Source organism: Desmonostoc vinosum (assembly GCF_059505385.1).
The window spans coordinates 1-15,167 of sequence record NZ_JCACKM010000163.1 but is presented as its reverse complement, the minus strand read 5'-3'; the positions used below and the strand labels follow the sequence as shown (position 1 = coordinate 15,167).

Below are 15,167 nucleotides of genomic sequence, written 5' to 3'. Positions count from 1 at the left end.
GCCTTCTGCCTTACCCCAACCTAGATCACCAAAAGTTGCCAAGACCCCACTTTATCAGCAAGACCGCGAAAGAGCCAAAAAAGAAGGACAACAAGACTTAATTATACGTCAGCTAAATCATCGTCTTGGTGAGATTGATACATCGTTGATTGAACGAGTTCGAGGATTATCTATTGGACGATTGGAGGGGTTAGGAGAGGCGTTATTAGATTTTTCCGTTGTGGCAGATTTAGAAGCTTGGTTAAACCAGCAAGCAGCATAAATTACGCGATTAGTTAGGTAAGCTTTTCTCCTACTCGAAATCCGCGTATTGAGGAGGGCTAGCCCCAAGACGCTTAGTAATTCTGGGATACTTGCCCGATTGAGCTTTATCTTGTATGTTTATGACATCAATTTGATGCCACCAATCATCACCAAAATCAAACCAGTAACCAAAAGCATCATCAATAGATAAACCCAAGGACGCGATTGAAGTACTAGACACATCCCCTGTAGCCGCTGGCGTCAAATCGAAACTTGAAAATGCTTGTTTTATGCAATAGCGTCTTGCATTTGGATCTTGTGGCCCCCTACCGCCGACTTGAAATTCGTACATATGTTCTTCTTCTCGGTCGAATGCCTTGAAGATGATTTGATGTAGCTCCTCCAAAGTATTGCTGCCTTTGATCTCAATGGTTCGAGACACCACTGGATTTAGAGCAACAAATTCCTCTGTAATTGGGCCATCAATTAAAAACACATCCAGCACATATACTGCATCTTTATAAGGATTAACTGCTTTTTGGGGAATGTTTTTTGATTTGTGAGTTTTAACCATACTTGCTACATCGCTATGACGCAACAGAATCATCCTTTTGAATTATACTTACCAAAAATTATCTTCAATAGGAGCCGAACCAATTATAAAATCAAAATTACCTTCGCCCCTGCTTTGATTCAATGTTTCCATGATTTTTTGGGGGTGATCGTGGGGGCCATTAACATAGCATGGTTTCCCGTCACGACCACATTCAATACGTATTCTCCCATCCCATTCTCCGATATGCGAACGTGATTTAGAAAAGTCTTTGTGTGGCTGAAATCCTAAGCTTTCTGCATATTCACAAGCACTAAATATCATCCCTTGGGCAACTTCAAGAGGAACCTCTTGCGGTTTTCCAGGAAATAGATTGAATAGTGCTTCCGCAAATTCTGGAAATTTTACCCTGTCTACTGTACGTGGTGGTATGGTATCTTTAACACCTAAGCACCATATATCTAAAAGGTAACTACAAACTGTGATTTGATTGTATCGAGCAACTCTTGCAATAACTACTAATCCTAAACCGCGATTAATATCGTCATTGTTCTTTGCAGGGATAATTTTGGTCAGCAGATTTTTGATGGGGCTTTCTTGTGGGATTTTCGGCAATAATTGGATTAGACTCTCGCTTGCTAAACACTGATATACGGGGTCTAATTCACATGAAGCTAATCTATCTAATGTAGTTTGCTGTGCTTGATTTTGAATCGCTGCGTTAACTTCTGACACTTTAATCCCTAATTTTCGGGCTATTTGTTTGGGTGTTAAATTCAATGCCCGTAAATCCCTAATTTCCTGTTGTCGTATTTCTGTCATAAACTCAAGTTTGGGGAATATCCTGTATCGTGTCAACAACTTGTGTTGATAGATCTATATTATTAGTGACTGACACGGAATTGGAATTTGTACTTTGACGAATTGCTTCATCCCGGTTTAGCCATCGACTGAAAATCACATCTCGCTCGTCTTTGGGTGGCACAAATTCATAAACACACTCCCTGTTCTTACGCGAACCTCGCCGAGCCAGATACGTTAATCTCAGTCCTATCTTAGCGAGTAACTTTTGTGCGAACGCTACTTCAATTTCCAGATTTCGGCTAGAAGTTTGAGTTATTGTTTGAGAATAAAGCCTTATACACTGATCAAATCAAATACTACCTCGCCTAATGTTTGGGAAAACAGCCCAAAATAGAACCAGTACCATCAATAGCTACCAGAACAATCATCAGTTTTTCTGCTTTTAACTAAGTGGAGTATTTTTACTTAGCCAATCCCCTCCATTGGCAACACCTCTTCAGACAACAAGGCATAAAACTGCGGTACTAACTCTTCCAACTGCCGTAATTCCTGTACAGCAACTTCCTCCAACTCCAACACCGCACACCAGCGCAAGTCAGTACCCCAGCGCTTGAGGATACCCTTGACCGTCTCAACCCCATGCCCAATACCGTCTTTAAGCATTTGGGCACAATTGCGAATTGCGAAAAGCCGCGAGTTGCGAATTGCCTAGCGCGTTTTCTTTCTCGATGAGCAATTACATGTAGAGCAAATTCCAATTCCTGTTTCGCCAGAGAATGAATCTTCACCTGCTCACCACGAGGCCCTTCCTTGCGATTTACCAACTTCAGTCCTAACTGTTCAATCAAGGTAGCAAGTAACCAAATGGGCTGACAGTCAGCAGGCACAGTAAAACCAAGAATCGCTTTAATGTGAGCAGCACACTGAATGGCGATTTCAGTCATCCTTACTAAATGAGGATCATCGGCAGTAATTTCTGACCCCGCAACTAAGCGCTTCAATATATCATGCAGTCCTAGATTGAATCGCGCTAACCAACGAGCTGAATAATTCCCCCAGTCCATAGACAGTGGCAGCTTATCTCGCTCCGAATAATCCTTGTCTGCAACAATCTTGGGCGGTGCTGGATATTCTCTATTAGTATGTGGATCGACAACAGTACCACCTGGTTCTGATAAAATAGCTTCCATAGAAGCGATCGCCCTAACTAACCTACCCCCCTCATCCTTCTCCACAAGTGACTCAGTTACCTCCATGCCATAAGAATCTCGAATCCGAAACTTCTCGCATTCATAAACTTCTTCAGGCTTGAGGTAATCCTTACTTTTACGAGCGCGGTACTCGCTAGGAGAAATATCATTAGCTTTAGCAACGGCACTGTTATGTTCAGTATCTAAAAAAGCACCAGCATCTTGGAGGCGTTTTTTAGCATCATGATCATCATCACTGTCCATTGGTACAATCGTATTGCCCATCTCAAGGAGGAGCGATCGCAGTTCGACTCGAAGATTATAAGAAAGGCTGGCTGAAAACCCTTGAGGAACAGGCGCATAGCGCAGCGTTCCGTACTTCAGGCAAGGGATGAAAGCCGCCAAGAGGCGTTTACGCCTCATACCAATTCTATATGAGTCAAAGGCTAAGTAGAGACGGTTCAACGGTAACAAGATGGTTACAAAGAGATCGACAAGGGGGACTAGAAGAACTTTTAGAAGCCAAACCTGCCCCAGGAACGACACCTAAAATTCAAGGAGAAATCCTTAAAAAGCTGGTAGCAAGATTGGAATGTTCAGAGGGTTTTAGTAGCTATGGCCAAATTGTGGAGTGGTTAGAGCAGGAATTCCATCTGCAAGTCAAATATAAGACGGTCTATCGCTTAGTACACTATCAACTCAAGGCGACACTTAAAGTAGCTAGACCTGTTAGTAAAGATCAGGATGAACAAGCTAGAGGAATGTTTTTTTAAACATTCCTCTAGCTTTACTAACTCTGCAAAACCTTTTTGGCAAAGGCAAGCGACTGCGTTACTTGTGTCAGGATGAAACCAGACTAGGGTTGAAAACAGAAACTGGGCGAGTGATTACAGCTGGTGGTGTCAAACCCATAGTCAGCGTACAGTGGCCAAGAAAGGCATTCTGGCTGTATGGGGTGGTTGAACCATTGGCAGGATGGCATTTTTGTCAGGAATATTCTCATTTCGATAGTAAGAATTTTCAGAAATTCCTTGATGCCCTTTGTGTTGAATTGGGTGATGATATGGCAATGATGCAAATCGATCAAGCATCTGCCCATCAAGCTTTAGCACTATCTTGGCCTGAAAATCTCATCCCAATCTTTCAACCATCTCATAGTCCTCAACTCAACCCGATTGAAAGATTATGGCAGTTTATTAAACGTCAGTTTAAGGGTGAAAATTTCTCCAACTTACAACAATTGCGTCAACGGGTTCAACATGAGTTAGCTCAAATGTCTTCCGAGTTAATCTCCTCTTTGACCTGTTATGATTTCATTCTTGAAGCTCTATTTTATGAGGCTTTATTCTATGCATCTTCATAGAGAATTGGTATCAGTGGCGCAATATTTTCTAATCATCATCTCTAAATATTCACTAGCGCTGATCATTTGCTTAATGCTACGACGCTTAACTTGATTTTTCGAGTTTAACTGATTTAGAAGCTTGGTTAGAGCAACATCAAGGTGAGGTTTCACTCGGTTGACGATCGCCCAGCTTGAAAAATCTGTTCAGCAGTCAAATTTAATTCTGGGAATGTTGGGGAGATCAGGCGATCGCTACCTCGAAACTGGTTAACTTGATACTCTTCTTCTACTAAATAGTAAATAGAAATAGTCGGTTGTTTGGGATTACCTATGTACCGCCTACCACCCAAAGCTAAATAGTCAACAATCCAATATTCAGGAATGCCGAAAGTTTCATAGTCAACTAGCTTGTGTGCATAATCATCTTTCCAATTTGTGCTGACAACCTCGATAACTAGGGGAACAGATGCAGCTTGAGTCACTGTTGAAGATTTTTTCCACATTGGTTCTGATGAAAGATGGTTTTGATTAATCACTATCACATCGGGCGAATACCCAGACTCTTTATCAGGAATTTTTATTAGTGCTTGCTTGGGTATGATGTAAGGAAGTTTTAATCTTTTAAACTCGTAAGTCACCTCACCAGCTAAAAAACCATTAATCTCTTCATGATCTCCTACTGGCTGCATTTCAACAATGACCCCATCGTGTAGTTCATAACATCCGCCATCTGGCTTCCAATTCAGGAATTCTGCAAAAGTTACTGTTTTCGGTAAAGCTTGAAACATGAGATTTGCTCCTGACTCTGGTTTAAAGTTTAGCACCAAAGTTTTTCACACTATAGTTCTCAGGCTATGGGATATGCCTGCTGAGTGTGAACAGATGCTCTTGGTTTGCGATCGCATTACCAGATTGCGGATAAGACAAGTCAAAGAAGTTGAGATTAAAGGGCTAGGAGAACGCAAGGTGGAACGAGCATTTTTTGAGGCTCTTAAAGCTTTAACAGAGTTACGCGTTCGTCCTTGACGTTGGCGAAGCCATCGCAGATTGTATCGACACTTGAACCCCAGTAGCAGGTTGAAGTTTGGCAACGGGCAGTAAAAGAAGCTGGCGGTAAAGTTCCTAGTGCCAGAATTGTAATTGATGTGGTGCAGCGCATAATGGAGCGAACCAGAGTACCTAACACCTACCAGTTAGGTGAAGTCTGCCAGATTCTAGCAAAAGACAACCCGGAACTCCGAGGCAAAGGCGGTTGCTGGTGTATTGTTACCCATGTTGGTGAGTTTAGTTGTACTGTAAGGGTCTGGGATGGAGAGCTGACAGTTGGGTTAAAGCACTTGAAATCTTACGACTATCTGCCTGCGGAGTGTGAGCAGATGCAATTGCTGTCCGATCGCATCGCTCGAATATACTCCGATTCATAGGAGGAAACAGTCAGAAATCTGTTGCAGTCATTGGGGAAGCTGAATCGCCCTTATCTAACTGCTGTGGAGGAGAAATTGTTGAGTGTTCTAGAGTTTGAATATAGAAAAAGATAATCCACTCACTTTGACTAGGTAAGTATTAGTAAAGTTTTGTAAACAATTTGAATTCCCCTGGCTTCTAACTTCGATAAGCTATCAGGCAAGCAAAAGGAGATTAGAAGGTGTAATTATACTTAAACTTAAACTGATAGGGTCTGAATGACCTCTATGTGTAATAACTTTAGCACTCCTCCTTTGATTGGCTTGCTTGAGACTGCTGTAACTCTACAGGTGTAGCGAGGGGAGTTGAGAGAAGTGTGAGTTTGCTTGGTGTGGGTATCGTTATGTAAATTTGCCTTGGGAAAATGTGGAGGCAAGGCTAAAATTGGTCGATTGTGACATTCTTGCAATCACAGTTGTTAGATTTGTTGCTTAATCATTCTAATTGCTGTATGATGACAGCGTTTCTGATTTAATGTTTCTGTGTTGTTCAACGTGTTTATGTAACCAAGCTGTTGTTCGCATTCAGAACATTATGGAGTAAAGACTAGCGACTCAGAAGATAAAACTGCGATCACACCTTTATAATGCGCTTTTGCTCAAAAGCTGAATCGGCAATAACTTTCAAACTAGATTTTATTTAATTTTGAGCGATATATAGAATATCAACTCGTCAAACCTTATTCATACTGTTTCATCTGAGAGTTTGATGAGCAAATAGTGAGGTTTATATCTATATATATGTGCAAGAAGAACACAAGAAATCAAAAATAATTAAACTATTAATTATTGTTAAAGCTGATATAGCTAAATCGGATTTTTCCGTGGCTCTAAAGTGCAACAGTCATAATCATTAGATTTGTCCACAAAATCTCAATGATGACTAGTAGAGAGTTTTAAGAATTAAGTATCAAGAGCGATCGCTTGGCTAAGGTTACATAAGAATCAAGATTGTTTTGTTAATAATTTCAGAGTGAATTATTCAGAACCGAGAGTAAATATATAAACAAAAAAACGATATGAATCAGCCTCAAAATTTAGAAAAGCAACAAGCGCAAAAAGGCAATAATACTGCAAATAATAGTAGCGGTAACCCAAAAGAACAAACTAGCGGTGGCTCAATTTTTACTGAACCGACACCAGGGGGTAATCAAAAAACAGTAGCAACACTTTTTGGCGAGGTGGTTTGGCTATTCACACAGTCACCAAAGCATAAAAATTTCTTTCTTTTTGATTTGGAATGGTTAGTAATGACACCCATCATGTTCAAGCAGTTTCGGGTGTTTTATGCCACTGATAGACCGATAGGGGTAGCACTTTGGGCTTATGTGAATGAGGAAGTAGAAAAGCGGCTAATGGCGGGTAATGCGCGGCTTACACCAAATGATTGGAAATCAGGCGATCGCTTGTGGTTAGTGGATATTATTGCACCTTATGGTGGACAAGAGGAAATGATTAAGGATTTGAAAGAGAAGGTGTTTCCAAACAGGGAGATCACATTTCTTGCTTTTGCAGAAAGTAATGCGACTGCAAAGAAAATTTAAACTGTCTAACTTTAATCAATTAAACAAGTAAAAACTGGTAGGCTCAGAAAAATGGCAGAAGCAACTAATTCAACTCTAAAATATCCAACTAACAGACTTGGTGCTTTACAAGCTACTGAAGATTTTGAAAAAGGCACTGTTGGATATGGAGTGCATCAAGCAATTGATTTGATTTACAATGGGGATTCTTCATTTGGACTAGGTGCTTTTAAAAATGAATATAGTGCCAATATAGGCGCTTTTTTTCAAGATCCAGAAATACAAAATTTGATGAAAGAATCAGGTAATAATTACGAAAATCACTTAAAAATAACCCAAAAAGAAGTAGTTTATTGGCAAAGTGTCTTGAACGATCCCAAGAGTTCTGATGATGCTAAAATTGGGGCAATAATTGCGCTGCAATTTTCTCCTGAAGTTCGAGCAGAATTACAGCAATCTTACTCAGATGGGAGAAGTTTGGGTGAACTAGTAAATCTTGCATTTAAAACCCCTCTTTTTATTTACAAGTTATCACTTTTTAAATATTCAGATCAAGAAAAGAAAAAATTAATAGCCGATTTCTTAGAAAAGAAAGATCTAGATTTGAATGGGAATAATGAAATTCCTTACTGCTTTACCGCTGAAACCCCAATTTTAATGTCAGATGGTACTTATAAGCCTATCGAAAAAATCAAAATTGGCGATGAAGTAATGGCATTTGAAGGATTAGGAAAATTACAGCCTCGTCAAGTTACCAAAACCTTTATTAATCCTAATCAAAAAGTTGTTCAATTAGGAAATATTAAAGTTACATTAGGACATCATTTTTTACAACCAGATGGGAGCTTTAAAACTTTAGAAAAAATTGATAGCAATGGCTTTTTAGTTGGACTAACAGGTAAACTTATTCCCCATCCTGGCATTCAACCAATAGAGAATGAGCATACGGTCTATAACTTTACTGTTGAAGGATTACATACCTATGTCGCAGGAGGAATTCGCGTTCATAATACCTCTGTGCGAGATCATATTTTAGCTGGCAGTGAAATTAAGATAGCTTTTCAACTTCCTGATGGAACTCAAGTTGCTCTTACGGAAAGCCCAAGTGGTGAGTCCGTTACTTACATAGTCAAAGATATTGATGGCGATGGAAACACGAATCTTTTACGAACAATCGCTAATTTTGAAGACCGTGAAACGACTATTATCCGAGATGAAATTTATGACGGACAAGATAATCTTGTAGAACGTGACTTCAATGTCCGATTTGCCTCAGGTAAGGATACAGGACAACAAATTGGTACACTGTTTGGTTCTTCTCTTGGTGAAGCTATTGCTGGTGATGATATTTTTGCACAAATTGCCACTGGCTCTGTACTCTCTACCGTGTTAGGTAATGTAGGCGACTCATTACATATCTATTTCCGAGATACCAAAGCAGGTCTTGACCAAAATGCTGGCACGTTAACATTTTTAGAATCAGTCGAAGCAGGTTTCGATAGTTTCGCTAAAGACCTCTTTAATAACATCAAATCTTCAAGTTCAAATGCTATCAGTTCATTTCTTACCGCCGAATTTTCGGAATTACTGGATATTCCAGGGGATTTTGGTGGTCAGCTTTTGCGATCTTCTGTCGGCAACGTCACATCTACCGTTGTGGCTAATGTCGCGGAATATGTTGCTAACGGAGCAACTGGTACATTAGATCCCTTTTTAGGTTTTGACAAAGCTCTTGAAACTACTACTATTGTCACCAATCTGAGTTCCTTTGTTGGTGGTTATCTTGCCCGTCAAATTATCGCGCCTGAAACCACAGCAGGAGCGATTGGCGGTTCGATTGGGGGAACAATTGGGACATCCATTGGATTAGCTTTAGCAGGGGTAAAAACCGCACTTGCCAGTTTAGGCGGTAGCATTCTCACAACGTTGGGGATAACTACGTCTGCAACGGCTTTCTTAGGCTCGTTAGGCGGTGTGCTTCTCCCTGGTATTGGTGCTTTTATTGGAACAGCATTAGGTACGCTTTTCGGTGATGCCCTCGCTCCCATTATTAGTAAAATTGCTGACGATTGGTTCGGTCAAGATCCCCCCCGTGCCGATGCTTGGATTGATTATGACCCAATCTTGGAGCAGTTTATCTCCGATCCTACTGGACGAAGGCAAGAAGGAGGTCAGCGCAAAGCAGTCGTAGAAATAGCCAAATTCGTTTCAGATGCACTCAATTCTTATATTGAAGGAATTGAGGGAGAAATCATTAACCAAGAGAGCTTAAGAGAAAGTTTCCGAATTTGGCAGGATAAGAAAAGTCCTTTCCTGGTTGCAGGAAAAGGTTTCAAAACAGCCCAAAAGCAACTTGAATATGGCGTTTTAAGTAAACTACGCCAGTTAGAGATTGCCGGAGGGGATCTCTTTGCCAAGCGGGTTATCCAAAACTCTCAAGCTGAAACCCTTGAAGAATTAAGCGGTGACTTTCAGATTGCCCAAGACTATCGCCGTTATCTGGAAAATAAAGATGTCATTGATTTATTGATTGCAACAGAACCCAATTCAAACTTTAGCGCAGGTTGGGTTATTACTTTCGTTCGTGCTGAAGAATTGGGACTCACGGAATGGTCAGCCTCAGACTTTAAAGGAGGACTCGCTGGTTTCTTTGATTCTATTGAACTTGATAAAATCGGCGTAGCACCCGACAATGTGGCCATTTCTATAAATGGTACTACTCTGAAATTAGAGATCGTCGTTGATGGTAAAGTTGTCAGCACTATTGAAATTGAAGACTTTGCCAACAAGATTAATTATCAACAGTTAGCCGCCTCAACCAATGGCAGCGTTGTCACAGGGACAGATGGCAACGATATCTGGATTGCTGGTGATAGAAGTAGTATCTTTGTTGATGCAGAGACGGCAACTAACAACTCCAGCAATGATATTCTCATTGGTAGCGATTTTGCAGACACCATTAATGGCGGTGTAGGACGAGATTTTATCCGAGGTAATGGAGGAAACGACCTGTTAATTGGTAGCAATAACAACGATCTGATTTATGGGAATGACGGCAACGATACCATTTACGGCGATGAAAATAACGGCTTTGACCCTATTCCTACAGGCGGTGAATTATCCGACTCGGCTAAATCTAATGCACCGCAAGCTTTTGATGTTGTGCGTCGCACTTGGTTTGGCAAAACTGAACCCTCAGAGATTAAACTTTCCCGCAATTACACCCCATCTAAACCAGACTTTAATGAAGATGAAGTTCATGGCGGTGCTGGAAATGACCAAATTGCCGGAGGTGCAGGAGAAGATCGACTCTATGGTAATGCTGGTGCAGATACCCTGTATGGAAATGAAGGCAATGATTACCTGGTTGGTGGTGCAGGTGCAGATATCATCTATGGTAGTGTAGGTTTCGATGTCGCCAGCTATGAAGATGCACAAAAAGGAGTAAGAGTTGATCTCGCAGCAGGGAAATATTACGGTACTTCCTCAGATGGCGATCGCCTTTATAGTATTGAAGATTTAATCGGTAGTTCAAATGGCGATCGCCTCCTTGGGGATGGCTACTCCAATATCATTGATGGTGGTATGGGGAACGATACCTTGGATGGACGAGGCGGACGCGACGCAGTGAGTTTCCTCTCCAGTACCTTTGGTGTCACAATCAATATGAAGACTGGCATTGCTGTTACCAAAACCGGGGAAACGACTACACAAACAGATACCCTGCTGAATATTGAAGATGCAATTGGCTCAACCCATGATGATACGCTCATCGGTTCAACCCTGGGCGGTGGACTCGATGGAGACGCAGGGAACGATACCATTATTATTGATCGCGATGATATCGATGTTGCCAAGGGGGCAGCTACCTACAATGTACGCGGTGGAGAAGGAGTTGATACTCTCTCGTTTGCTAAATGGGATAAATCACGCGGTGTTGAGATCGATTTGAACGGTTCTGAAAGCGGACATAGTTTTAGCAGTATTGAAAAGGTGGTTGGTAGTACTTTTGCAGATAATATCACTGGTACTGCTAAAGCTGAAATCTTTGATGGTGGCAAAGGCAACGATGTTTTGAACGTCAGCGAGGGAGGTGATGTTTATTTATTGAATCGAGGAAGCAACAAAGATCAATTGCGACAAACGATTGTGCAAACCGGCTTGGATGAAACATCAGAACACGGTAGAATCAAAGTCAAAAGCGAATATTACAAAGCACTCTATCCTAGTCTCAAAAATCAAACTATTGAGTTAAAAGTTAATTACAAAGACAGCGTTAGCTATGGTGTGCTTCCCAATGAAGACGAGAAGATTTCTCAGCAGCAATCAATCGTTTTTGGTGAAGATATTACCTATCACGATATCTTTGGTGGTTTAAAGGCGATCAACCCAAATTCAATCAATCTTGCTTATGAAAAATATTTCACCAATGGTTATCCCAATGACTCAGCAATTATTACAAAACAGGAACTAATTGATTTACTGAGTTCTATCGATTTAACAATTGGTGTTAAACCAAAGAACACTGAAATTACTAACTCTCAAGCAATTTTGTCACAACTGACAGACACTATTACAATTCAAGGAGGCGGAGTTTTACCTGATAAAGATAGCAATCATCTCTCTTGGGTAGGCTTTTCAGAAAACTATGATATTCAGCGTTCGCGTTTTCTTTCTATCGTTACTCATCAGGGAACAAAATATAATTTTGGCACGAATCCACTAATCGAACGCCTTGGTTTTGCAGATTCCGGTCATCTCGAACTTGGTCAAATCAAATATTTTCAAGATGGCAGTGCAGATATAGATACCCTTGTTGCTGATACAGATAAAGCTACATGGCTTTATGGCGGTGATGCAAATGATATTATCAAAGGCAGTGAGCAAGCAGACGTTCTCATCGGCGGGAAAAATAACGACTTGCTGCAAGGGAATGGAGGAGATGACCAATATGCTTATTGGCTTGGTGATGGTTATGACATTATTGACGATCAGCTAGGCATTGATACTATCGTCTTTGGTGGTGGTATTACCCTGAATGATATTAAACTCCAAGTTGGTAAACTTGATGATGCAACCAACTACAAAAGTTTTCGAGAAATCCTTCCAGGTGAAGTATCCCCCGACCTCAAGATAGAAATTTACAATCCCGAAACTACAACACTGATTGGTTCAATTACAGTGATTGATTTTCAGGATTTAGCCAACTTCCAAGACAAACTTCGATTTGCTGGTGATCACGAGGTTTCTATTTTTGAGTTGCTAGAAAAATCAGGAGATAAACGGCTACCTACCCTAACCGGAACCACTGGTAACGACAACCTAAAAGGGACTGAAGCAGATGAAGTGTTCCGGGGACTGGCAGGTAACGATACCATGCGCGGTAACGATGGCGATGATGTTTTCCATGCTGACGGCGGTTCTGACAATATTGATGGAGATGATGGTTCGGACACTCTTGATTATCGCTACGCCACCAAGGCAGTGAGTATCAACTTTGACAATAAAAGAGTTGTAGAATCAGTTAATGTCACTGACAAATTTAACTCTATCGAAAATGCTGTTGGTTCTGATTTTGACGATACCATCATTGGTAACAGTGGTGACAATATTCTGGTTGGTCGTGCTGGAAATGATGTGATTAACGGTGATAAAGGAAACGATCGCCTACTTGGTGACTCTGGCGATGATTTGATTCAAGGGGATCGCGGTGACGATTTCCTCGATGGTGGTGCTGGTAAGGATACTTTAACAGGTGGTACGGGCAGCGATCGCTTCTCTTTCACCCAGTCTAGTTATGGCATTGACACTCTCACTGATTTTACCGTTGCCGATGATTTGATTGAAATTTCTACTTCTGGTTTTGGTGATAATTTGCCTGTTGGACAACTTGATATTAGTCGGTTTACCTTGGGAACTCAAGCTTCTACTAACGCTCACCGCTTTATCTACAATGACACTAACGGTGACTTGCTTTTTGATAGTGATGGGAATGGAACTATCTCTGCTATTGGGTTTGCTAAACTTAATCCTAACCTAACACTAACTTATCAACAGTTTGTTGTTGTCTAGTTTCTAATATGTCCTTTCAGGTTATCTTTTTAATATGCAAAGTGATTAATTTTTGGGAGTACCATCTTTTGGTTTTCTCCCAATAGCAAGTCAAGTGAGCAGCAGATATAATGCCACTTACTTTCAGGAATTATGCTGTTACCAATTCCTTGCTTTGTTGAAAATCTGCGTTCTCAAATAACTGTTGCAGTTCGTTAGGGGTTAACTGTTCAAGCTGTCTGTATGACAAGTCTTCGTGTAAAGCGGATTCAGTTTCAGCAGTAGGTAACACGTCAACCATCGACAGCCACCACACTGCATCCAACGCCGAGTCGCAGGGTATGCGCTGCTGATTCTCCCCTACACGTACAAACCACCACTGCTCATCAGTGCATCCCACTTCACCTAGCTTCACGTCATCCCTATAAATTCCATCATTGCTAATATCAAACCCGTACTTCTCACATTCGTTGAAAATCTGTGCTATGACTTCATTCCCAGTGGTACAAGATGTCTCTGTAGCGTTTTGCTCTTGTACTGGTAATGAGTTGTCCTTGTATTTCCAGCAAATAAAAAACCAAATAAGCTGAGAAAATTTAATTACTCTATAACCTGAGATAGACAAAGCTATTGAGCTTGGTCAAACTTGGGAAACCTACATCGAAAAAGTTGCTCACAACCTTAAACAGCAACCTGCTATCACGAGTAAATATCCCGTACTGTAAAAAGGAGTCAGAATACCCCAAGCAGTCCGCTTAACATCGCCCTGCTATTATGGTGATTATTGACTATTGATTTGGAAGATATCAAAGTGACATGTCGTAGGACAAAAATACACGATCACGAAATGGTTTAAGAATTTTGCGTTCCCACCAATAACCAAAGACAAAATAGCCAAAAATTGACAATAACCAGCCCGATATGCAACACCCTAAAAAGCCTATTATGAGACCTATCCAGAATTCCCAATCTGTAAAGCTTGAAATCAATAAGGAGAATGACCAGTGAGATATTAATTCTAAATTCAGCCTTAAGAAATCACTAAAACTAAAATCAATGCCATCATATTTTGTTAGGATGCTCTTAATGGTATTATTCGCTAGTTCATGATTAGTTAATAATGGTAGATAGGCGAAGACCAAATAGCCCCAGATTAAAATAGGTGACCAATGAAAAATCAACTGATAAAGCAGCGGCCACTGGATTAATCCATGTTTGAAAGCCCAGTTTGATAGATCGTTCGGCTCAAAGTGGTAATGATGGCCAGACGTAAAATTTTGAGCGAAAATATAGCTTCCGTTATTTGTATCTTTGGTAGAACCGCCCCAAATAATGCGAACCTTATGTCCAAGAGCCACTGGAAAATTATCGTGATTTAGGCAAAAACGCGTTTGATTGCCATTCGCTTCCTGAACCCAGAAAATATTTCTCTCATGGTGCGTTACGCTGGAACTGACTACTGGGGGTTCTACATAGCCACCGTATTGAGGATTAACATAACCACCACCACCGCTGGAGTGGACTCGTGTTTCAGACCATCGCTGCGTTTCATTATGCGCAACAGTTCCTTCAAGAATATTCAGCCATCCTGTACCGTTTGGGGCAGGAATTTCTAAGTACTTTTGCATAGAATGCTTTTACATCCTGATGTTGACGTTTTGGAGAAAGCTATACTGCGTCAGCAGAACAACTATTTGGCGTTGCTGATTAGTGGGATGATTTTTGTTTCACGCAAAGGCGCAAAGAATCGAGTTTCGGCTTTGTCCAAAATTCTCAATTCATCCCGCGTTTATGCAACGCTAACTATTTATTATACAGAAACTTTCCGTGTGCGATTCGTTTCTAAGTAAATTCATAGCCTAGAGTATGTATTGGGAACTTCCTCAATACGTATAACTGTTCCATTGATGTAGGTGAAAACCCTACCTTTGAGGAGACAAATACAGCAGATTGCAGGTAGATAGAGTACACTAAAGGCACTTTGCATCAACCGGG

The 15,167-nt window shown here is 40.9% G+C and carries 15 protein-coding genes; 8 read left to right on the top strand and 7 right to left on the bottom strand.

The features are described from left to right. Nucleotides 1–262: DUF4351 domain-containing protein (locus AC5JMF_RS22195; protein ID WP_495797878.1), on the top strand; the 262-nt coding region annotated here is incomplete at its 5' end. 30 nt (nucleotides 263–292) lie between these two features. Here the strand turns inward: AC5JMF_RS22195 and AC5JMF_RS22190 are convergent. From AC5JMF_RS22190 to AC5JMF_RS22175, 4 genes are all read right to left on the bottom strand, one after another. Next, nucleotides 293–850: an IS1096 element passenger TnpR family protein gene (locus tag AC5JMF_RS22190; RefSeq protein ID WP_495797877.1), complete on the bottom strand. Its 558-nt coding sequence runs from the start codon at nucleotides 848–850 to the stop codon at nucleotides 293–295. 15 nt (nucleotides 851–865) lie between these two features. Beyond that, nucleotides 866–1,618 (bottom strand): helix-turn-helix domain-containing protein, encoded by a 753-nt coding sequence (locus AC5JMF_RS22185; RefSeq protein ID WP_495797876.1) that lies wholly within the window; start codon nucleotides 1,616–1,618, stop codon nucleotides 866–868. Nucleotides 1,619–1,622: 4 nt separating this feature from the next. Next, complete coding sequence (locus AC5JMF_RS22180) at nucleotides 1,623–1,781, bottom strand: hypothetical protein (RefSeq protein WP_495797875.1); 159 nt, start codon at nucleotides 1,779–1,781, stop codon at nucleotides 1,623–1,625. A 343-nt stretch (nucleotides 1,782–2,124) separates the two neighbouring features. After that, on the bottom strand, nucleotides 2,125–3,213 hold the full coding sequence (locus AC5JMF_RS22175; protein ID WP_495797874.1) for a hypothetical protein: 1,089 nt from the start codon (nucleotides 3,211–3,213) through the stop codon (nucleotides 2,125–2,127). 11 nt (nucleotides 3,214–3,224) lie between these two features. Between AC5JMF_RS22175 and AC5JMF_RS22170 the strand changes: the two genes are divergently transcribed. Both AC5JMF_RS22170 and AC5JMF_RS22165 read left to right on the top strand, forming a co-directional pair. After that, nucleotides 3,225–3,563 carry a helix-turn-helix domain-containing protein gene (locus tag AC5JMF_RS22170; protein ID WP_495797873.1) on the top strand — a complete coding sequence of 113 codons (339 nt, stop codon included), beginning with the start codon at nucleotides 3,225–3,227 and terminating at the stop codon, nucleotides 3,561–3,563. Nucleotides 3,564–3,565: 2 nt separating this feature from the next. Next, complete coding sequence (locus tag AC5JMF_RS22165; protein WP_495797879.1) at nucleotides 3,566–4,153, top strand: IS630 family transposase; 588 nt, start codon at nucleotides 3,566–3,568, stop codon at nucleotides 4,151–4,153. 149 nt (nucleotides 4,154–4,302) lie between these two features. Here the strand turns inward: AC5JMF_RS22165 and AC5JMF_RS22160 are convergent, their stop codons facing one another. Beyond that, nucleotides 4,303–4,923 carry a Uma2 family endonuclease gene (locus tag AC5JMF_RS22160; RefSeq protein WP_495797872.1) on the bottom strand — a complete coding sequence of 207 codons (621 nt, stop codon included), beginning with the start codon at nucleotides 4,921–4,923 and terminating at the stop codon, nucleotides 4,303–4,305. Here AC5JMF_RS22160 and AC5JMF_RS22155 point away from each other — a divergent pair. From AC5JMF_RS22155 to AC5JMF_RS22140, 4 genes are all read left to right on the top strand, one after another. Continuing rightward, nucleotides 4,922–5,161 (top strand): hypothetical protein, encoded by a 240-nt coding sequence (locus AC5JMF_RS22155; RefSeq protein ID WP_495797871.1) that lies wholly within the window; start codon nucleotides 4,922–4,924, stop codon nucleotides 5,159–5,161. The two genes, AC5JMF_RS22160 and AC5JMF_RS22155, sit on opposite strands and share 2 nt — an antisense overlap. A 134-nt stretch (nucleotides 5,162–5,295) precedes the next feature. After that, nucleotides 5,296–5,559, top strand: a complete 264-nt coding sequence (locus AC5JMF_RS22150; protein ID WP_495797870.1) for a hypothetical protein — start codon at nucleotides 5,296–5,298, stop codon at nucleotides 5,557–5,559. 1,058 nt (nucleotides 5,560–6,617) lie between these two features. Next, nucleotides 6,618–7,142: a toxin-activating lysine-acyltransferase gene (locus AC5JMF_RS22145; protein ID WP_495797869.1), complete on the top strand. Its 525-nt coding sequence runs from the start codon at nucleotides 6,618–6,620 to the stop codon at nucleotides 7,140–7,142. A gap of 51 nt (nucleotides 7,143–7,193) precedes the next feature. After that, nucleotides 7,194–13,193, top strand: coding sequence for a hypothetical protein (locus AC5JMF_RS22140; protein ID WP_495797868.1), 6,000 nt, complete (start codon nucleotides 7,194–7,196; stop codon nucleotides 13,191–13,193). Nucleotides 13,194–13,323: 130 nt separating this feature from the next. Here AC5JMF_RS22140 and AC5JMF_RS22135 read toward each other — a convergent pair whose 3' ends face one another. Next, the gene (locus tag AC5JMF_RS22135; RefSeq protein ID WP_495797867.1) at nucleotides 13,324–13,797 is read right to left on the bottom strand and encodes a hypothetical protein; all 474 of its coding nucleotides are present in this window, start codon (nucleotides 13,795–13,797) and stop codon (nucleotides 13,324–13,326) included. A 181-nt stretch (nucleotides 13,798–13,978) separates the two neighbouring features. Beyond that, nucleotides 13,979–14,800 carry a hypothetical protein gene (locus tag AC5JMF_RS22130; protein ID WP_495797866.1) on the bottom strand — a complete coding sequence of 274 codons (822 nt, stop codon included), beginning with the start codon at nucleotides 14,798–14,800 and terminating at the stop codon, nucleotides 13,979–13,981. Nucleotides 14,801–14,803: 3 nt separating this feature from the next. Here AC5JMF_RS22130 and AC5JMF_RS22125 point away from each other — a divergent pair, with 3 nt between their 5' ends. Beyond that, nucleotides 14,804–15,022, top strand: coding sequence for a hypothetical protein (locus AC5JMF_RS22125; RefSeq protein ID WP_495797865.1), 219 nt, complete (start codon nucleotides 14,804–14,806; stop codon nucleotides 15,020–15,022). Nucleotides 15,023–15,167 lie beyond the last annotated feature (145 nt).